Origin of the sequence: Lentibacter sp. (genome assembly GCF_965658795.1) — a bacterium.
Classification (GTDB): domain Bacteria; phylum Pseudomonadota; class Alphaproteobacteria; order Rhodobacterales; family Rhodobacteraceae; genus Lentibacter.
This window is the reverse complement of record NZ_CBFHTG010000030.1, coordinates 1-17066: the sequence shown is the minus strand read 5'-3', so window position 1 is coordinate 17066 and position 17066 is coordinate 1. Positions and strand designations below refer to the sequence as shown.

The 17066-nt window shown below is 56.6% G+C and carries 23 protein-coding genes; 21 read left to right on the top strand and 2 right to left on the bottom strand.

The window, feature by feature from the left end; all coding sequences use genetic code 11:
- The 8 genes from rplE to ACTG3X_RS14035 form a co-directional block, all read left to right on the top strand.
- On the top strand, positions 1–498 hold a 498-nt coding region (gene rplE / locus ACTG3X_RS14070), incomplete at its 5' end, for a 50S ribosomal protein L5 (RefSeq protein ID WP_439111911.1).
- A gap of 20 nt (positions 499–518) precedes the next feature.
- Complete coding sequence (rpsN, locus tag ACTG3X_RS14065; RefSeq protein WP_439111910.1) at positions 519–824, top strand: 30S ribosomal protein S14; 306 nt, start codon at positions 519–521, stop codon at positions 822–824.
- A 12-nt stretch (positions 825–836) separates the two neighbouring features.
- Positions 837–1229, top strand: coding sequence for a 30S ribosomal protein S8 (gene rpsH / locus ACTG3X_RS14060; RefSeq protein ID WP_439111909.1), 393 nt, complete (start codon positions 837–839; stop codon positions 1227–1229).
- Between the two features lie 10 nt (positions 1230–1239).
- A complete protein-coding gene (gene rplF / locus ACTG3X_RS14055; RefSeq protein ID WP_439111908.1) occupies positions 1240–1776 on the top strand; it encodes a 50S ribosomal protein L6 in 537 nt (178 codons plus the stop codon).
- A gap of 11 nt (positions 1777–1787) precedes the next feature.
- Positions 1788–2147, top strand: a complete 360-nt coding sequence (gene rplR / locus ACTG3X_RS14050; protein WP_439111907.1) for a 50S ribosomal protein L18 — start codon at positions 1788–1790, stop codon at positions 2145–2147.
- Between the two features lie 119 nt (positions 2148–2266).
- Complete coding sequence (gene rpsE / locus ACTG3X_RS14045; protein WP_439111906.1) at positions 2267–2842, top strand: 30S ribosomal protein S5; 576 nt, start codon at positions 2267–2269, stop codon at positions 2840–2842.
- Between the two features lie 13 nt (positions 2843–2855).
- Positions 2856–3044, top strand: a complete 189-nt coding sequence (gene rpmD / locus ACTG3X_RS14040; protein ID WP_085818443.1) for a 50S ribosomal protein L30 — start codon at positions 2856–2858, stop codon at positions 3042–3044.
- 120 nt (positions 3045–3164) lie between these two features.
- Positions 3165–3551, top strand: a complete 387-nt coding sequence (locus ACTG3X_RS14035; protein WP_439111905.1) for an ectoine synthase — start codon at positions 3165–3167, stop codon at positions 3549–3551.
- Between the two features lie 43 nt (positions 3552–3594).
- On the opposite strand, the gene ACTG3X_RS14030 is transcribed toward ACTG3X_RS14035, so the two are convergent.
- Positions 3595–4914 carry a DEAD/DEAH box helicase gene (locus ACTG3X_RS14030; RefSeq protein ID WP_439111912.1) on the bottom strand — a complete coding sequence of 440 codons (1320 nt, stop codon included), beginning with the start codon at positions 4912–4914 and terminating at the stop codon, positions 3595–3597.
- A 541-nt stretch (positions 4915–5455) separates the two neighbouring features.
- Here ACTG3X_RS14030 and ACTG3X_RS14025 point away from each other — a divergent pair.
- Together ACTG3X_RS14025 and speB (ACTG3X_RS14020) are read left to right on the top strand one after the other, a co-directional pair.
- Positions 5456–5674 (top strand): hypothetical protein, encoded by a 219-nt coding sequence (locus ACTG3X_RS14025; protein ID WP_439111904.1) that lies wholly within the window; start codon positions 5456–5458, stop codon positions 5672–5674.
- 27 nt (positions 5675–5701) lie between these two features.
- Positions 5702–6679, top strand: a complete 978-nt coding sequence (gene speB / locus ACTG3X_RS14020) for an agmatinase (RefSeq protein WP_439111903.1) — start codon at positions 5702–5704, stop codon at positions 6677–6679.
- A gap of 178 nt (positions 6680–6857) precedes the next feature.
- Here speB (ACTG3X_RS14020) and ACTG3X_RS14015 read toward each other — a convergent pair whose 3' ends face one another.
- The gene (locus ACTG3X_RS14015; RefSeq protein ID WP_439111902.1) at positions 6858–7781 is read right to left on the bottom strand and encodes a LysR family transcriptional regulator; all 924 of its coding nucleotides are present in this window, start codon (positions 7779–7781) and stop codon (positions 6858–6860) included.
- Positions 7782–7930: 149 nt separating this feature from the next.
- Between ACTG3X_RS14015 and ACTG3X_RS14010 the strand changes: the two genes are divergently transcribed.
- From ACTG3X_RS14010 to rpsM, 11 genes are all read left to right on the top strand, one after another.
- Positions 7931–8764 (top strand): transporter substrate-binding domain-containing protein, encoded by an 834-nt coding sequence (locus tag ACTG3X_RS14010; protein ID WP_439111901.1) that lies wholly within the window; start codon positions 7931–7933, stop codon positions 8762–8764.
- 60 nt (positions 8765–8824) lie between these two features.
- Entirely contained in the window at positions 8825–9499 is a 675-nt protein-coding gene (locus ACTG3X_RS14005; protein WP_439111900.1) for an amino acid ABC transporter permease, read from the top strand.
- A complete protein-coding gene (locus ACTG3X_RS14000; RefSeq protein WP_439111899.1) occupies positions 9489–10139 on the top strand; it encodes an amino acid ABC transporter permease in 651 nt (216 codons plus the stop codon). Before ACTG3X_RS14005 ends, ACTG3X_RS14000 begins: the two co-directional genes overlap by 11 nt.
- The gene (locus ACTG3X_RS13995) at positions 10139–10939 is read left to right on the top strand and encodes an amino acid ABC transporter ATP-binding protein (protein ID WP_439111898.1); all 801 of its coding nucleotides are present in this window, start codon (positions 10139–10141) and stop codon (positions 10937–10939) included. The genes ACTG3X_RS14000 and ACTG3X_RS13995 overlap by 1 nt, the downstream gene beginning before the upstream one ends.
- Before the next feature lie 42 nt (positions 10940–10981).
- On the top strand, positions 10982–11944 hold the full coding sequence (gene speB, locus ACTG3X_RS13990) for an agmatinase (protein ID WP_439111897.1): 963 nt from the start codon (positions 10982–10984) through the stop codon (positions 11942–11944).
- A gap of 64 nt (positions 11945–12008) precedes the next feature.
- Positions 12009–12980, top strand: a complete 972-nt coding sequence (gene speB, locus ACTG3X_RS13985) for an agmatinase (protein ID WP_439111896.1) — start codon at positions 12009–12011, stop codon at positions 12978–12980.
- Between the two features lie 303 nt (positions 12981–13283).
- On the top strand, positions 13284–13655 hold the full coding sequence (locus tag ACTG3X_RS13980; protein WP_439111895.1) for a hypothetical protein: 372 nt from the start codon (positions 13284–13286) through the stop codon (positions 13653–13655).
- A 343-nt stretch (positions 13656–13998) separates the two neighbouring features.
- Entirely contained in the window at positions 13999–14472 is a 474-nt protein-coding gene (gene rplO, locus ACTG3X_RS13975; protein WP_439111894.1) for a 50S ribosomal protein L15, read from the top strand.
- Positions 14473–14581: 109 nt separating this feature from the next.
- Positions 14582–15952 (top strand): preprotein translocase subunit SecY, encoded by a 1371-nt coding sequence (gene secY / locus ACTG3X_RS13970; RefSeq protein WP_439111893.1) that lies wholly within the window; start codon positions 14582–14584, stop codon positions 15950–15952.
- Entirely contained in the window at positions 15949–16524 is a 576-nt protein-coding gene (locus ACTG3X_RS13965; protein WP_439111892.1) for an adenylate kinase, read from the top strand. The genes secY and ACTG3X_RS13965 overlap by 4 nt, the downstream gene beginning before the upstream one ends.
- Positions 16525–16733: 209 nt before the next feature.
- The coding region (rpsM, locus tag ACTG3X_RS13960; protein ID WP_439111891.1) for a 30S ribosomal protein S13 at positions 16734–17066 on the top strand (333 nt) is incomplete at its 3' end.

Here is a 17066-nt window from a genome sequence, read left to right as displayed (position 1 = left end):
CTGAAAGAGGAATTCGGCTACAAGAACGTTATGCAGACACCTGCTCTGGATAAAATCGTTCTGAACATCGGCTGTGGCCGTGCAGCCGTGAAAGACAGCAAGAAAGCCAAGTCGGCTGTGGAAGATCTTTCCGCAATCGCAGGTCAGCAAGCTGTTATGACCATCGCGAAAAATTCTATCGCGGGTTTCCGCGTTCGTGAAGGTATGCCAATGGGCGCGAAAGTAACGCTCCGCGGCGCACGTATGTATGAATTCATGGATCGTCTGATCACGATTGCTATGCCACGTATCCGCGACTTTCGCGGCGTATCAGGCAAGAGCTTTGACGGCCGCGGCAACTACGCCATGGGCCTCAAAGAGCACATCGTATTCCCCGAGATCAACTTCGACAACGTCGATGAGAACTGGGGCATGGATATCGTAATTGCCACAACCGCAAAGACCGACGCGGAAGCCAAGGCGCTGTTGAAAGCTTTCAACATGCCCTTCAACAGCTGATCCGCGGGAGGAAAGAGACAATGGCTAAAAAATCAATGGTAGCTCGCGAAGTTAAGCGCCAGAAGCTGGTGGAGAAATTCGCCGCGAAACGCGCAGCGCTCAAAGAGATCATCAGTGACCAAGGCAAGCCCATGGAAGAGCGTTTCCGCGCTTCTCTCGCGCTTGCAAAACTTCCGCGCAACAGCTCGGCCACACGCTTGCACAACCGGTGCCAGCTGACAGGTCGTCCTCACGCTTACTACCGTAAGCTGAAGGTTTCGCGGATCATGCTTCGGGAACTCGGCTCAAACGGCCAGATCCCCGGCATGGTTAAATCGAGCTGGTAAGGAGAGCATAAGATGAACGATCCTATCGCCGATATGCTCACACGCATTCGCAACAGCCAGATGCGCGGCAAGTCCACAGTGATGACGCCTGCTTCTAAATTGCGCGCGTGGGTTCTCGATGTGTTGGCTGACGAAGGCTATATCCGTGGCTACGAAAAAACCACCGATGTAAACGGTCACCCCGCACTTGAGATCAGCCTCAAGTATTATGAGGGCATTCCTGTTATTCGTGAGCTTAAGCGGGTTTCAAAACCTGGCCGCCGCGTTTACATGAGCGCCAATGACATCCCCGAAGTCCGTCAGGGCCTTGGTGTGTCGATTGTCAGCACGTCTAAAGGCGTGATGTCGGATGCAGCTGCACGCTCTGCCCACGTTGGCGGCGAAGTGCTCTGCACGGTCTTCTAAGGAGAGCGGAATGTCTCGTATTGGTAAAAAACCGGTCGATCTGCCTTCTGGCGTGACCGCGACTATTTCGGGCCAGACGATTGAAGTCAAAGGTCCGAAGGCAACACAACACTTCACGGCAACCGACGATGTAACACTGACAGTTGAAGACAACACAGTCACCGTTACACCGCGCGGGAACTCCAAGCGTGCGCGCCAGCAGTGGGGCATGAGCCGCACTGTCGTGTCCAACATGGTCAAAGGCGTCAGCGTAGGCTTCAAGAAGGAACTCGAAATCAACGGTGTTGGTTATCGTGCGTCCATGACAGATGCCAAAACGCTGAAGCTCATGCTGGGTCTCAGCCACGATGTTAACTATCAAGTGCCTGATGGTGTCACGGTAACCTGCCCAAAGCAGACCGAGATCATCATTGAAGGTGATAACGCACAACTCGTTGGTCAAGTCGCGGCAAATATCCGCGAATGGCGCAAGCCCGAGCCCTACAAAGGCAAAGGCATCAAATACAAAGACGAGTATATCTTCCGCAAGGAAGGCAAGAAGAAATAAGGACCGGACAGATGGCAAACAGCAAACGACAACTGTTCCTCAAGCGCCGCATGCGCGTCCGGAACAAACTTCGCTCAGTGAACAGTGGCAAAATGCGCCTTTCTGTTCACCGCTCAAACAAAAACATCAGCTGCCAGCTGATCGACGATGTAAACGGCGTAACAGTCGCTTCAGCATCGACGCTCGAAAAGGCACTTGGTGTTGTCGGCAAGAACAACGTCGAAGCGGCAACGAAAGTTGGCGCGGCGATTGCCGAACGAGCAAAGAAAGCCGGCGTGGAAGTAGCATACTTCGACCGTGGCGGCTTCCTCTTTCACGGCAAAGTCAAGGCTCTGGCCGAAGCTGCGCGTGAAGGCGGGTTGAAAATCTAAGACTTGCGGGCGGCCTTCGGGCCGCCCCGATGACTCAGGCCCCGTGTGACACTCACGCGGCGCACTGGAGTTGACACAAACGGCGCAAAAAGCGCGCCACCATTTGAAGGAATTGCCTCATGGCAGAACGTGAAAACCGTCGCGGCCCACGCCGCGATCGTGACGAGACACCAGAATTTGCAGATCGTTTGGTCGCAATCAACCGCGTGTCTAAAACAGTTAAAGGTGGTAAGCGCTTTGGCTTCGCCGCTCTCGTCGTTGTTGGCGACCAAAAAGGCCGCGTAGGCTTTGGCAAAGGTAAAGCGAAGGAAGTTCCTGAAGCGATCCGCAAAGCCACAGAGCAAGCCAAGCGCCAGATGATCCGCGTCCCTCTCCGTGAAGGCCGCACGCTGCACCACGATATGTCAGGCCGTCACGGCGCTGGTAAAGTCGTTATGCGCACAGCCACACAGGGTACAGGTATCATCGCAGGTGGCCCAATGCGTGCCGTTTTCGAAATGCTTGGTGTTCAGGACGTTGTTGCGAAGTCAATCGGCTCGCAGAACCCCTACAACATGATCCGCGCAACAATTAACGGTCTGCAAAAAGAAAGCAGCCCACGCATGGTGGCTCAGCGCCGCGGCAAAAAAGTGGCCGACATCCTCAAGAAAGATGACGCCCCAGCAGCCGCAGCCCCTGAAGCTGCAGACGCGTAAGGAGTAGAAACAGATGGCTAAAACTATCGTTGTAAAGCAAATCGGTTCTCCGATCCGCCGCCCCGAAAAACAGCGCCAGACGCTGATCGGCCTCGGCCTCAACAAGATGCACAAAACCCGTGAGCTGGAAGATACGCCTGCTGTACGTGGCATGGTCAACAAGATCCCGCATCTCGTAGAGATCATCGAAGAAAAAGGCTAAGGCCAAAGGTGGGTTTGCGCCCACCCGACAAAAAATAAAACGCCCTCGGTGCAAGCCGGGGGCGTTTTGCTTTGCGTGGGCCGCGCGGCTGGCTAAGCTCGCGCCAAAAAGGAGCGCGCCATGATTGTGAAGCATTTAAACCAAATTTTAGGAACTGCGGCCCATGCAACGGGCGAGGGCTGGGAGAGCCGCCGTATTCTGCTGGCCGATGACGGCCTTGGCTACTCTCTTCATGACACTTTGGTCAAAGAGGGCAGCGCGCTGGAGCTGGAATATAAGAACCACATCGAGACGAACTACTGCATCGCAGGCGAGGGCGAGGTGGAAGAGGTCTCTACGGGGCGTGTCTGGCCGCTGTCGGAGGGGAGCGTCTATGTGCTCAACGCCCATGAGCGCCACATCCTGCGCGCGCTTAAGGGCGATCTGCGCTTGGTCTGTGTCTTTACGCCAGCGTTGAGCGGGCGTGAGGTGCATGACGCGAGCGGAAGCTACGCGGCAGAGGGCTGAAAGAGAAACGCCCCGAAGCGTGAACCTCGGGGCGTTTGATGTTTTAGGCTGCGTTCGAGCTGCGGCGCTTGCGTGAGCGTTGGGGCTTCCCGCTGCCCGCGTTGGCCGCGGCACCTGCGGGCTTGCCAGCGCCGCCGCTGCGGCCACGGTTGCCACCGCCGCCACCTTTGCCACCACGGCCACGACCACCGCCGCCACCGCCGTTGGGGCGCTTCTGGCCTGCTTTGGTGCTTGCGAGCAAGTCTGCCGCCCAAGCCGCTTTGCCCTCAACAGGGATGTCGCGGCCAATGAGCTTCTGGATGTCTTTCAGCTCGCCGATTTCCTCAGGGGAGCAATACGCAATCGCCGCCCCTTCGCGACCTGCGCGCGCTGTCCGCCCGATACGGTGGACATAGTTGTCGGCCACGTTGGGCAGTTCGTAGTTGTAGACATGGCGGACCAGCGGAATGTCGATCCCGCGCGCAGCAACGTCTGTCGCCACGAGGACCGTGACCTTACCGTCTTTGAAGGCTTTGATCGCGCGTTCGCGTTGGCCCTGGCTTTTGTTGCCGTGGATTGAATCGGCGGCGAAGCCTGCAGCTTCAAGACGCTTCTTCAGCTTCTCACAGCCGTGCTTTGTGCGGCCAAAGACAAGAGCGGCCTCATCCTTATGCGCGCCAAGGTGCTCGATGAGCAGCTCTGGCTTGCTGGCTTGGGACACAAAGTGAACCGACTGTTCGATACGCTCGATCGGCTTGCCGGGAGGGGCCGTTTCAACGCGGATCGGGTCTGTCAGGTAGGAGTTGGCGATCTCGTTCATGTTCTTTGGCATGGTGGCCGAGAAGAGCATGGTCTGGCGTTCTTTTGGCAACAGCGTCGCGATGCGGCGCAGCGCGTGGATAAAGCCAAGGTCAAGCATTTGGTCGGCTTCGTCGAGCACGAGGAACTTTGCGCCATCAAGGCGCACAGCGCGGCGGTCGATCAGGTCGAGCAAACGGCCAGGCGTGGCGACAAGAATGTCTGTGCCGCGCTCAAGCTTGTTGGCCTGCACGTTGAGAGACGCGCCACCGATCACGAGATTGATCCGTGTGCCTGTGCCCTTGGCAAAGCCAACCATGGCTTCCTGAATCTGCTTGGCCAGCTCGCGCGTGGGCGCAAGGATAAGGCCGCGCACAGATTTGGGCTCGGGCTTGCCTTCCATACGGCCAATGGCTGTCAGGATGGGCAGGGAGAAGGCGGCTGTCTTGCCTGTGCCTGTTTGGGCAAGGCCGAGCACGTCGCGCCCGTTCATGGCGTGTGGGATCGCCTTGGCCTGAATAGGTGTTGGCTCGGTCAGGCCGAGCTCTTGCAAGTTTGTCGAAAGGCGGGCGGGAAGGCCCAGCATGTCAAAATCCAAAGTGGATATCCTTATAGTGTGGTGCGCAAATGCGCGCGCAAAGGGCGCAGACACCCGATAAGGGGCCACGCGTTACGCTTGGGTGACGCTGAAAGCCAGATGCAGCCGAATTGCTGCCACCCGCCTAAAGCGTGTGACCCCCCGCGTGAGATGGGAACCGTTGGGAAAGTTGCACGCCGATCAGCGCCATGATGCGCGGCCCGCTCACGCGGCGGGCTCGGTCTGTGCTGAGGGGTATATGAGGGATGAGGGCGGGGAAGTCAATGGGGTCGGGGGCAGGGTGGTCTGGGCGGCCCCGTGCCGGCGGCATGGGCGCGGGGCGTTGCTGCGCCAGTGGGGGGGCGTTGGTGACAGGCCGGCCGCTCGACGCTGTGGCCAGTCAGACGCATTTTGACCATATGGGCACCCATCATGAATTCTCTTGCCGCCTGTACCCTATTCGTCTGCGACATATACAGTGAAGTCGGCCCCTGCGACGCGCATGAAAAGTCATCCATACACCTGGCCACAGCCCCGGAGGGATTGCCCTTTGGGAAAAGCAACGGGCTTGCTGATTTCTGGTGACATCGTTTATGATGGCGCTCTCATCGAAAGTGACGATCCATCCGAGATGGAACACTATGTTGCCAGTATGAAACGCTTGCTCGAGCTGCCTGTGCAAACAGTCCACGGCGGACATTTTCCGTCTTATGACGGTGCGCGGCATAGCGAGATCATCACCAAATGGCTGCGCGATAAAGGCGCTTAAAAGAGATCAACTGACAGGACACCCCTCATGACAGACTTCAACCAGCCGCTTGGCGGCAACACGATGCCGCGGTTTGGTGGCCCGGCGACCATGATGCGCTTGGCTGCTCAAGACACGGCCGCAGGGCTTGATGCTTGTTTTGTCGGGGTGCCCATGGATATTGGCACCTCGAACCGTCCTGGCACACGCTTGGGCCCACGCCAGATCAGAGATGAAAGCCGTATGCTGCGCCCCTACAACATGGCGACAGGAGCGGCCCCGTTTGATGACTTGCAGGTGGCAGATATCGGAGATGTGCCGATCAACACGTTTGATCTCAAGAAGTCGGTTCAGATCATCGAGACCCATTACAAAGAGATTCTGACGCATGATGTCATCCCTCTGACTCTGGGGGGAGATCACACGCTGACATGGCCGATCCTGAAAGCGATCAAGGAGAAGCACGGCCCGGTTGCCTTGATCCATGTGGATGCCCACGCCGACACCAACGCCAATATGTTCGGCGAAGAGGTCGCGCACGGCTGCCCGTTCCGGCGCGCGTATGAGGACGGATGCCTGATCAATGACAAGGTGTTCCAGATCGGTCTGCGGGGCACTGGCTATGCCCCCGAAGACTTTGATTGGGGCCGCAAGAAGGGCTGGAAAGTGATACCGGCAGAAGCTTGCTGGCACAAATCACTTGCCCCTCTGATGGCCAAAATACGAGACATGATCGGGGATACGAAGGTCTACCTGACCTTTGACATCGACAGTCTCGATCCGGCTTTTGCGCCTGGCACAGGCACTGCCGAGGTGGGTGGCCTGACAGTCATGCAAGGTCTTGAGATTGTGCGGGGGTGTGCGGGCCTCAACATTGTCGGTGGTGATCTTGTTGAAGTGTCTCCAGCCTATGACCCCTCAGGCAATACCTCTGTCGCTGGCGCCAGCCTGCTTTTTGAAATGCTCTGTGCATTGCCGGGGGTGAGGCGCGACGGCGAAACGCCACGGTCCGATATTTCTTTCTAAACGCAGGCTTGAACAGCCAAGACCTGCGCGCCGACTTGGGGGATAAGACCAAGGCTTGGTGCGAAAGGGGGGCAGAGCGGTTTCGTCTGTCTTTCGAGGTGAGGCGGGTTGTGGCTTGAGACGGTTTGTTTTGCCGCACACAGGATTGGTGCGCAAAGAGAAGCCTATCGCGTTAGCGTCAGTCTGCGTCACGCAGATTGGCGAGCGGTGCTGCATCATAAATGCGCGCCAGTAGTTCGTCCATGAAGGTCCGCAGAATGAGGCTTTCCCGCGCATTTTTGCGGGTCGCGAGATAAAAGTTCACATCATAAGAGGTTTCGTTTTCGCGCAGCAGCCGCATTTGACCGGAGTCGAGCCAGCGCTGCGCATAGCAGCGCGGTAGATAGCCAAGATAGCACCCGCTCAAGATAAAGGTTGCAATCGCTTCGACGTTCGAGGCCGAAGCCGCGACTTTAGCCTTTTGAAATATCTTCAATTCATTCGTGTCGCGGTAGGGGCGCACAACAAAAGGATAGTCCTCGATCTTGTCGAGCGTCAGGCGGGTGACGTCAAACAAAGGGTGCAAGTGACCACAGCAGAGCACCTGCCGCTCGTCATAGACCTTGCGGCGCACGATACGGTCATCCATCGAGAAGGCGGGCGTGAGTGTCAAACTCAGCTCGCCGCGCAGCAGTTTGGCCTCGATATCGGCTGCGACGCCCACCTCCAACCTGACATCAACCGAACGTGTCTGCGCCAAGAATCGGTTGAGCGCCAAAGGCACAGGCAAATGGGGGTCGCTGATGATATTGTCCGAGATACCGATGCTCAAACGCCCTGTCAGCTCGTCGCGCATCTCCCCTACTGTGTCTGAAAACTCATCAAGTCGCTGAAATAATACGCGGACGTGTTCGTAAATTTCGGCGCCTTTTTCGGTAAGGGCAAATCCTGCGCGACCGCGATGGCACAGACGGAACCCCAACCGATCCTCCAGCTTCACCATGTGCTGGCTGACCGCCGACTGGCTAATATTCAACGAATACTGAGCGCTTACAAAGCTGCCGTGCTCCACGATCGTCCGAAAGACGTTCAAGCTGCTGATATCCGAGCTGTTGAAAAGCATGCCGTTCTCCCTGCGATATCTGATCTTTCATTACTTTCGCTAATGTAAGCAACATTAAAAATGTATTTCGCGGTGTAAATTTTTCAGCGAATGGTTCTCGCAGGACAGACGACGAATTTGCTCCAACCCCTCAACCAAGGATGCCCAAGATGAAATACTCCTCCCCCCTCGTATTCGCAGCTTTCGCGGCCATGACGGCCTTTAGCGCGCCCATGGTGGCCCATGCTGATCTGCTTGAAGAGATCAAAGAACGCGGCGTTTTCAACGTCGGCACCGAAGCCCGCTTTCCGCCGTTCGAATTCATCGAAGATGGCGAGATTGTCGGGTATTCTGCCGATATCATGGCCGAGCTGATGAAAGAGCTTCCAGGCGTAGAGTTGAACCGTATCGACCTGCCGTTTCAGGGCATCTTGCCCGGTTTGGAAGCCGAACAATTCGACTATATCGTGACGTCCCTGACCCTGACGGCAGAGCGCTATGACCGATATGCCATGTCGTTGCCGATTGCTGACAGCACGATGTCAATCATGACCACCACATCCACCGACGACATCAGCGTGCCTGCAGATATTGCCGGTCACGTTATCGGGACACAGGCCGGCAGCGCCCATCTGGAGGCTTTGACCGCCTACACCGCCACGCTGGACAGCCCCGTCGAGATCAAAACCTATGTCGATTACAACGAGGCCTATGCCGATCTTGCTGCGGGCCGCATTGCGGGCGTGGCCAATAGCCTGCCCAACCTGCTGGATGCCCAAGCAAAGCGCCCCGAGCTATTTGCTGTTGTTGATGGCACCTTCGGTCCGCAGAAATTCTACACATGGGCGGGGCGCAAGGACGACACCAGCGCGTCCCTGACCGCGTTTATGAACGACGGCATTGCGCGCCTGCAGGCCGACGGCACATTGGATGCGCTGCAGGTCAAATGGTTTGGTGGTGCGATGACACTCCCCGAAGGGCCTTTGCTGCGCCCTGCAGAATAACCAACCCTGGATGTGGCGCGCCCCTGCGCCACATCCCCCTTTTTGCGCGCAGGACATGTCATGGCCACTTTCTTCACACTCCTTGGACAGCATTGGGACGCCTTTTTAGCGGGAGCCGTGTTCTCGGTGACCCTGTCTTTCACGGCTATCGCTTGCGGTGTTCTGGTCGGCCTGATCCTTGCCTTTGGCCTGTTGTCGGAAAACCGCCTGATCCGTTACGCCAGCAATATCTACCGCAGCATCTGGCGTGGCACGCCCTTGTTGATCCAGCTGCTGATCATCTTCTACTTTCTGCCCCATGTCGGCATCGAGCTCCCCCCCCTCGGGGCGGCCTGTCTGGCGCTGTCGATGAACACTGCCGCGTTTCAGGCCGAGATCTACCGCGGGGGGCTGATCGCCATTCCTGCAGGGCACACCGAAGCGGCGCGCATGCTGGGCATGACCCCGTTTCAAATTCGCAAGAACATCCTGTTGCCCCAGATGTTTCGCACCGTTTTACCATCGCTCACAAACGAAGCGACATCTTTGTTGAAAAATTCATCCCTGATTTCGGTGATCGGCGTGACCGAACTGCTGCGGACAGGCCAACAGGTGGTCTCGACGACCTACCGCCCCCTCGAAGTCTACCTGATTATTGCGCTGACCTACCTGGTGATGACGGTGTCATTGGGCCTTCTTGGGCGCGCATTGGAACGTCGCCTGAGCAAAAGTGAAAGAGTGTCCCATGGGATTTGATATTGATCTGCTGGTCCGCTACGCCCCGATCCTGCTGTCGGGTTTCGGGATCACGATTTTGATCTGCCTCCTTGCAGGCGCCTTGGCCGTTGTCGTAGGCCTGTTTGTGGCGCTTGGGCTGATGTCGGCCTCCAAGCCCGTGCGTATCCTGTGCCGTGTTTATGTCGAGGTCATGCGCGGCACACCGATCTTGATCCTGTTGTTTCTGATGTATTATGGCGGCCCGTCCATTGGCCTGACCTTTTCTGCCGAAACCGTGGGTGTAATCGGCATGGGGCTCTATGGCGCGGCCTATTTCGGAGAGATCTTCCGCTCGGGCTTTCAGTCTATCCCGAAAGGGCAATCCGAGGCCGCCCAGATGCTGGGCATGTCACAGCTGCAAATCATCTGGCGTATTCGCATTCCACAGATGATGCGCCTGATTTTGCCTGCGCTGACCAATCAGTTTGTCATTCTGGTCAAGGAATCCGCCGTGCTCTCGATCATCACTGTGTCGGAGCTGACCAAGAACACCACACAGATGGTCAATGAAACCTTCGCCACACTCGAGCCCTATCTGGCGGCCGCTTTGCTTTATTGGATATTGATCGAAGCAATCGCCTACGTGGGGGCCAAACTAGAACAGAAAGTGCGCCACTGATGACCCAGAGACCCTCCCCCAATTGGACCCAGCGTTCTGTGGTCAAAGTTGAAAAGATGCACAAATATTTCGGGACCTCCCACATCCTCAAGGGGATCGACCTTGAGATCAGGGGCTCCGAGGTGGTCTGCATCATCGGCCCGTCAGGATCGGGCAAAAGCACACTGTTGCGCAGCATGGCCTTTCTTGAAACCTATGAAGAAGGCCAGATCCGCATCAAGGACAGGCTGCTCGGCTATCGCAGTGTCGAGGCGCCGCGCTTGCTTGAAACCACACGCAACATCAATGATGTGCGCGGATGTGTGGGGATGGTGTTTCAACAGTTCAACCTATGGCCACATATGACAGCCCTCGGCAATGTCAGTGAAGCGCTCAAGCAGGTTTTGAAACTGGACCGTCAGGCGGCTGATGCCCGCGCGCTGGAAAACCTCGCAAAAGTGGGGCTGGAAGAAAAAGCCAACCATTACCCGAGCCAGTTGTCAGGCGGGCAGCAACAGCGCGTCGCGATTGCGCGCGCGATGGCAAAACAGCCAGAGATCATGTTTTTTGATGAACCGACCTCCGCCCTTGACCCCGAGCTGGTGGGCGAAGTTCTGACGGTGATGCAAACCCTTGCACAAGAAGGCATGACCATGGTCATTGTAACCCATGAGATGGGCTTTGCGGCAAAGGTGGCTGACCGTGTCGTCTTTATGGATCAGGGTGTCGTTGTCGAAAGCGGGCCGCCCGTTGAGCTCTTTAAAAATCCACAAAGCCCGCGCCTGCAGCAATTTCTTGAAACGTGGAATGAACGGTCCTGAACGAGCGTTCCAACCTGACAGCTACCTGAGGATTACCTTGAAATGAGCACCACTCCTTTGTCCTTTATGCCCGTGTCCGCGATGGATGTCCCCCGCTTTGCAGGCATTCCGACCTTCATGCGCCTGCGGCATGTGCCACTGACCTCGCCTGACATCTCGCAGGTCGATATCGGGTTGGTCGGCGTGCCATGGGACACTGGCACGACCAACCGGCCGGGCGCGCGCCACGGGCCGCGTCAGTTGCGCGATCAGTCAACAATGATCCGCGCGCAGCATCCGGTCTCGGGGATCACCCCCTTTGCCATGCGAAACTGCGCCGACCTCGGCGATTGCCCCGTGAACCCGGCGGATACGATGGATACGCTGCAACGGGTCGAGGATTATTTCAGCGCGCTTAGCGCGGCGGGCGTCATCCCTTTGACAGGCGGCGGCGATCATCTCATCACCCTGCCGATCCTGCGCGGACTGGTCAAAAAAGAGCCGGTTGGCCTGATCCAGTTTGATGCCCACACAGATTTGTTTGATAGCTACTTCAACGGCTGCAAATTTACCCACGGCACGCCCTTTCGCCGTGCCATCGAAGAAGGGCTGGTTGATCCGAAACGGATGATCCAGATTGGCATTCGGGGCACACGCGGGGGCGATGATGTCGAATGGGGGCTGGAACAGGGCATCCGCATCGTCACCATCGAAGAGCTCTATGACACGGGGCATGATGCGATCATGCAAGAGGCGAGAGATATCGTCGGGGACGCGCCAACCTACATCACCTTTGACATCGACAGTATTGACCCGTCGTTTGCGCCCGGAACGGGCACGCCCGAAATAGGGGGCTTTACCACGTTCGAGGCGCAACGCATGGTGCGTAAGCTACAGGGGCTCAATCTGGTTGGGGCCGACCTCGTCGAGGTCTCTCCTCCGTTTGATGCGTCTGGCGGAACCGCTTGGGTGGGAGCGTCGATGATGTTTGAGTTGCTGTGTTTGTTTTGTGAGGCTCCCTCTTAAACGTGACACTCTTCAACCCTGACTCTCAGGCTCATCATATACACACCATCGAAAGTGATAGAACATGTCATCACATGGCTATGAAACAGGTCGGCTCGACCTTCCCTTTGTCGGGATCGCGACCTTTGGCAAAAAACCCTATGTGCAGGATTGGGACGCAATCGACGCGGATGTTGCCATTCTCGGTGCACCGTTTGATTTCGGGTGTCAGTTCCGGGCGGGCGCGCGGTTTGGTCCGCGGTCTGTTCGCGAAGCTTCAACGCTGTTCAGCTTTGGTCATGCGGGGGCCTATGATCACGAAGATGATGCGACTTATCTGGATGCCTCTGTGCGCATCGTTGATATCGGAGATGCCGACATCATCCACACCAAGACAGAAGAAAGCCACTCCAACATCGCCTATGGCGTCAAGAAAATTCTCGATGCTGGCGCTTTGCCTGTCACCATAGGCGGCGATCATTCGATCAACATTCCTTGTATCAAAGCCTTTGAAGAGGATTGTGCCAAAAACGGCCCGATCCATGTGGTGCAGATCGACGCCCATCTTGATTTTGTCGATGAGCGAAAGGGCGTCACCGACGGGCACGGCAACCCGATGCGCCGCGCCATAGAAAAGAACTATGTGTCCGGAATGACCCAACTGGGCATTCGCAATGTGTCTTCGACCGCAAAAGAAGGCTATGTCGATGCGCGCGCGCGCGGATCGGATATCCTGTCTGTGCGGCAAGTGCGCGCGCTTGGCACACAGGCGGTTCTAGACCGTATTCCAGAAGGTGCGCGCTACTACGTCACAATTGATATCGACGCGTTTTGCCCCTCCATCGCGCCGGGCACAGGCACACCCAGCCATGGCGGGTTTCAATACTATGATGTGTTGGAAATCCTTCAGGGGCTGAGCAAGAGGGGAGATGTCGTCGGGATTGATCTGGTCGAAGTTGCCCCTGCATATGACCCTTCTGAAAGCACACAGATCCTTGCCGCACAGCTCTTGCTGAATTTTATCGGGTTCATTTTCCACAACAAGACACCAAGATGATCAGGATGCGCAACGGGCGCAGACAGCCGATACAGGGCCACGGGTTACGCTTGGATGACCGGGAAAGCCGGATGCAGCCGAATGGCTGCCGCCCGCCTGAGATGGGACCCGTTGGGAAAGTTGCACGCCGATCAGCGCCATGATGCGCGGGCCCGCTCACGCGGCGGGCTCGGCTGTGCTGTGGGGGAGGAGAGATTGAGACGGGTTGGTCAAAGAGCCGGCTTGCGGAGTTTGCTGTCTGTCACATTCTTGCTATGAAGCGATCACAAGGGGGGCGACCGTGACCTCAGGAAAGAGCGCAAAATGTTTGAAATCGTTGTCGGCGCCTTAAGTGGCGATCCGCTCTATCAACAACATTTGTCTTGGCTGTTGCAAAGGCCTTTGTTCTGGCTGGTGATGATTAAATTCGCCATCGTTCTTCTCGGCGTTGTCTGGATATTCTGTGCTTTGAGTGCCGCACGACTGTGGAAGGCCGTTGGGAGTTTTGCCCTCATACTTGTGGGGGCAGGCTGGGTGACTTTTGTGCTGTATCAACAAACAAAGCTAGGGTTTGAAAACGGGCAAGGCGCAGGCTTTGCATGGCGTGGGATCGGGCTCGCCACGGATGTTTTTGCCATTGGCGTGCTGATCACACTATGGAAAAGGCGGCGTTTTCTGTTTGCTGTCCGAAAGTGATCAGTGTGCCGATCATCAAAGCGTCGGCGTGTGCGGCAAAGCGAGAATAGGGCGTTGAGGGGCGTTTCTGGTTTTGAAGTTGCTTCAGGCGTCTTTCATTCTGGGGTTTTCAGAGATGGAGCATCCGCAGCAAAGGTGACTGCGTGTCAGTCTGGGCTTTTACCAGCCAGTCGCCACCATAGGCACGCACGTGGGTCATGTCCGCGCGTAGCTTCTCTCTTGATCCGCGTCTTTAACCCGACTATACGCCGCGGGTGGCCAATACTGGCTACAGAATCAAAATCAAGAAACGCCGTGTTCGCCCATTTCCGCTTCGGGGGCGCTTCCGGCAAGGAGAAGCGATATGAAACTTCACGAACTGCGCGACAATCCTGGCGCAACAAAAGCCCGCAAACGCGTTGGCCGTGGTCCTGGTTCCGGCACTGGTAAAACCGGTGGCCGTGGTATCAAAGGCCAAAAGTCACGTTCAGGTGTGGCGATCAAGGGTTTTGAAGGCGGCCAAATGCCGCTCTACCAACGCTTGCCAAAGCGTGGCTTCAACAAGCCCAACCAGAAGAAATTTGCCGTTGTTAACCTTGGCCTCATCCAGAAATTTGTTGATGAGAAAAAGCTTGATGCAACAGCAGCCATCACCGAAGACGCGCTGATTGCTTGTGGCCTCGTACGCCGCAAACTTGACGGTATCCGCGTTCTGGCGAAGGGCGAAATCACTGCAAAGATGAACATTGAAGTGACTGGTGCCTCCAAGTCTGCGGTTGCGGCCGTAGAAAAAGCTGGTGGCTCGCTCAAGGTAACGGTTGCGCAAGCGGCTGAATAAGAGGTTGTGAGGCGCGCTCAAGCGTCTTACATACCCTTAACAAGTTTTCCCGAAACGCCGCCAGTGCTTGGAAAATGCGCTGGCGGCGTTCATGCATAAGAGAGACCCCATGGTATCTGCCGCAGAACAAATGGCCGCCAACACGAGCTGGGGGACGCTTTTCAAAGCCTCCGACCTGCGCTCGCGTATCCTTTTCACCCTTGGATTGCTGATCGTTTATCGCCTTGGCACGTTTATTCCCGTTCCGGGTATCGACGGTGCGGCGCTGCGCGAGTTTATGGAGCAGGCAGGGCAGGGCATCGGCGGGATGGTCTCGATGTTTACGGGCGGTGCGCTCGGGCGGATGGGTATCTTTGCGCTCGGCATCATGCCTTATATTTCGGCCAGCATTATCGTTCAGCTTCTGACATCGATGGTGCCTTCGCTTGAGCAGCTCAAGAAAGAAGGCGAGCAGGGCCGCAAGAAAATCAACCAATACACCCGTTACGGCACAGTCGCCTTGGCGACATTGCAGTCATACGGCCTGTCGGTGAGCATCTTCGGGGGCGAGCTGGTTCAGCCTGATTTGCCTTACTGGTTCTTCGTCAGCTCCTGCATGATCACGCTGATCGGCGGCACGATGTTCCTGATGTGGCTGGGTGAGCAAATCACCGCACGCGGCATCGGCAACGGGATCTCACTCATCATTTTCGTCGGTATCATCGCCGAAGTGCCCGCCGCTCTGGCGCAGTTCTTCAGCCAGGGCCGTTCAGGTGCGATCAGCCCCGCTGTGATCATCGGTGTGATTCTGATGGTGATCGCGACGATCATGTTTGTGGTGTTCATGGAGCGCGCTCTGCGCAAGATCAACATCCAGTACCCCCGCCGTCAGGTGGGCATGAAGATGTATGATGGCGGCTCAAGCCACCTGCCTGTCAAGGTCAACCCCGCGGGTGTTATCCCTGCGATCTTTGCAAGCTCGCTTCTGCTTCTGCCAACCACGATCAGCACGTTCAGCGCGCAAGGCTCAACCGGCCCTGTGATGTCATGGCTGCTGGCGTTCTTTGGCCCGGGCCAGCCGCTCTACCTGTTGTTTTTTGCTCTGATGATCGTGTTTTTCGCCTATTTCTACACCTTCAACGTGAGCTTTAAGCCCGATGATGTTGCTGACAACCTCAAGAACCAGTCAGGCTTTGTGCCAGGGGTGCGCCCGGGCAAGAAGACGGCCGAGTATCTTGAGTATGTGGTCAACCGTGTGCTTGTACTGGGTTCGGCGTATCTTGCGCTTGTGTGTCTCCTTCCAGAGTTCCTGCGCGGCCAATTCACAATTCCCTTCTATTTTGGCGGGACATCGGTGCTGATCGTTGTATCGGTGACGATGGACACGATCCAGCAAGTGCAAAGCCACTTGCTTGCGCATCAATATGAAGGTTTGATCGAAAGATCGCAGCTGTCTGGAAAAGGACGGAAGCGGAAACGTAAGGGAGCGACACGGCGATGAACATTATTCTTCTTGGACCACCAGGTGCTGGCAAAGGCACGCAAGCAGCGATGCTCGTGAAAGAGCGCAACATGATCCAGCTTTCCACTGGCGATATGCTGCGCGAAGCCAAGACCTCTGGCACGGCCATGGGGAAGAAAGTTGCCGAGGTCATGGACCGTGGCGAGCTTGTCACCGACGAGATCGTCATTGGCCTTATCCGCGAAAAGCTTGAAGGCGATAAAAAGGGCGGGTTCATCTTTGATGGCTTCCCGCGCACACTGGCTCAGGCCGATGCTCTTGATGCGCTTCTGAGCGAGCAGGGCGAAACGCTTGATGCGGTGATCGAGATGCAGGTGAATGACGAAGTGCTCGTCTCCCGTATTCTCAACCGCGCCGCCGAGGCTGTTGCCGCTGGTGGCGAAGCCCGTGCCGATGACAACGAGGAAAGCCTTAAAGTGCGCCTGATGGCCTACTACAAGCAGACCTCACCGCTCATCGGCTATTACCATGCCAAAGGCCAGCTCAGCTCGGTCGATGGTCTTGGCACAATTGACGCCGTAACGGCCGATATTGCAGCGACGCTAAAGTAAGCTCGCTTGCAAACAACCAGAGGGGTTGACGCCCCTCTGAAATGCTCCTACCACGCCCTATCTCTGTTAAGAGATTGATTCTGCTTTGGGTCGCACCCGAGCGTTTCACATCACCTCGAAATCAGCTGCGGCCCGAGCGAACGCTTCGGGCCTACGTTGTGAAAAAAGGGTCTGGAACTACGGACCCGCAACGAAAGGACAAAAGACGTATGGCACGTATCGCCGGCGTAAACATCCCGACCAATAAACGGGTCCCGATCGCCCTCACATATATCACTGGTATTGGTAACACCTCTGCCAAAGCAATCTGCGAAGCTGTTGGCATTGATGCCACACGTCGCATCAACGAGCTGTCAGACGCCGAAGTTCTGGCCGTACGTGAGCACATTGATGCGAACTACATGGTTGAAGGTGACCTTCGCCGTGAAACTTCAATGAACATCAAGCGCGCAATGGATCTCGGTTCTTACCGTGGCCTGCGTCACCGTCGCAACCTGCCTGTTCGTGGTCAGCGTACGCATACCAATGCGCGCACACGTAAA

What these genes read in the sequence shown, in the direction of transcription:
- rplF (WP_439111908.1), top strand. Translation starts at nt 1,240, where the DNA reads ATGTCTCGTATTGGTAAAAAACCGGTCGATCTGCCTTCTGGCGTGACC.
- ACTG3X_RS13965 (WP_439111892.1), top strand. Translation starts at nt 15,949, where the DNA reads ATGAACATTATTCTTCTTGGACCACCAGGTGCTGGCAAAGGCACGCAA.
- rplO (WP_439111894.1), top strand. Translation starts at nt 13,999, where the DNA reads ATGAAACTTCACGAACTGCGCGACAATCCTGGCGCAACAAAAGCCCGC.
- rpmD (WP_085818443.1), top strand. Translation starts at nt 2,856, where the DNA reads ATGGCTAAAACTATCGTTGTAAAGCAAATCGGTTCTCCGATCCGCCGC.
- speB (WP_439111897.1), top strand. Translation starts at nt 10,982, where the DNA reads ATGAGCACCACTCCTTTGTCCTTTATGCCCGTGTCCGCGATGGATGTC.
- ACTG3X_RS13980 (WP_439111895.1), top strand. Translation starts at nt 13,284, where the DNA reads ATGTTTGAAATCGTTGTCGGCGCCTTAAGTGGCGATCCGCTCTATCAA.
- ACTG3X_RS14005 (WP_439111900.1), top strand. Translation starts at nt 8,825, where the DNA reads ATGGCCACTTTCTTCACACTCCTTGGACAGCATTGGGACGCCTTTTTA.
- ACTG3X_RS13995 (WP_439111898.1), top strand. Translation starts at nt 10,139, where the DNA reads ATGACCCAGAGACCCTCCCCCAATTGGACCCAGCGTTCTGTGGTCAAA.
- speB (WP_439111903.1), top strand. Translation starts at nt 5,702, where the DNA reads ATGACAGACTTCAACCAGCCGCTTGGCGGCAACACGATGCCGCGGTTT.
- rpsH (WP_439111909.1), top strand. Translation starts at nt 837, where the DNA reads ATGAACGATCCTATCGCCGATATGCTCACACGCATTCGCAACAGCCAG.
- ACTG3X_RS14015 (WP_439111902.1), bottom strand. Translation starts at nt 7,781, where the DNA reads ATGCTTTTCAACAGCTCGGATATCAGCAGCTTGAACGTCTTTCGGACG.
- rpsE (WP_439111906.1), top strand. Translation starts at nt 2,267, where the DNA reads ATGGCAGAACGTGAAAACCGTCGCGGCCCACGCCGCGATCGTGACGAG.
- ACTG3X_RS14010 (WP_439111901.1), top strand. Translation starts at nt 7,931, where the DNA reads ATGAAATACTCCTCCCCCCTCGTATTCGCAGCTTTCGCGGCCATGACG.
- ACTG3X_RS14035 (WP_439111905.1), top strand. Translation starts at nt 3,165, where the DNA reads ATGATTGTGAAGCATTTAAACCAAATTTTAGGAACTGCGGCCCATGCA.
- speB (WP_439111896.1), top strand. Translation starts at nt 12,009, where the DNA reads ATGTCATCACATGGCTATGAAACAGGTCGGCTCGACCTTCCCTTTGTC.
- ACTG3X_RS14000 (WP_439111899.1), top strand. Translation starts at nt 9,489, where the DNA reads ATGGGATTTGATATTGATCTGCTGGTCCGCTACGCCCCGATCCTGCTG.
- rpsN (WP_439111910.1), top strand. Translation starts at nt 519, where the DNA reads ATGGCTAAAAAATCAATGGTAGCTCGCGAAGTTAAGCGCCAGAAGCTG.
- ACTG3X_RS14030 (WP_439111912.1), bottom strand. Translation starts at nt 4,914, where the DNA reads ATGCTGGGCCTTCCCGCCCGCCTTTCGACAAACTTGCAAGAGCTCGGC.
- secY (WP_439111893.1), top strand. Translation starts at nt 14,582, where the DNA reads ATGGTATCTGCCGCAGAACAAATGGCCGCCAACACGAGCTGGGGGACG.
- rplR (WP_439111907.1), top strand. Translation starts at nt 1,788, where the DNA reads ATGGCAAACAGCAAACGACAACTGTTCCTCAAGCGCCGCATGCGCGTC.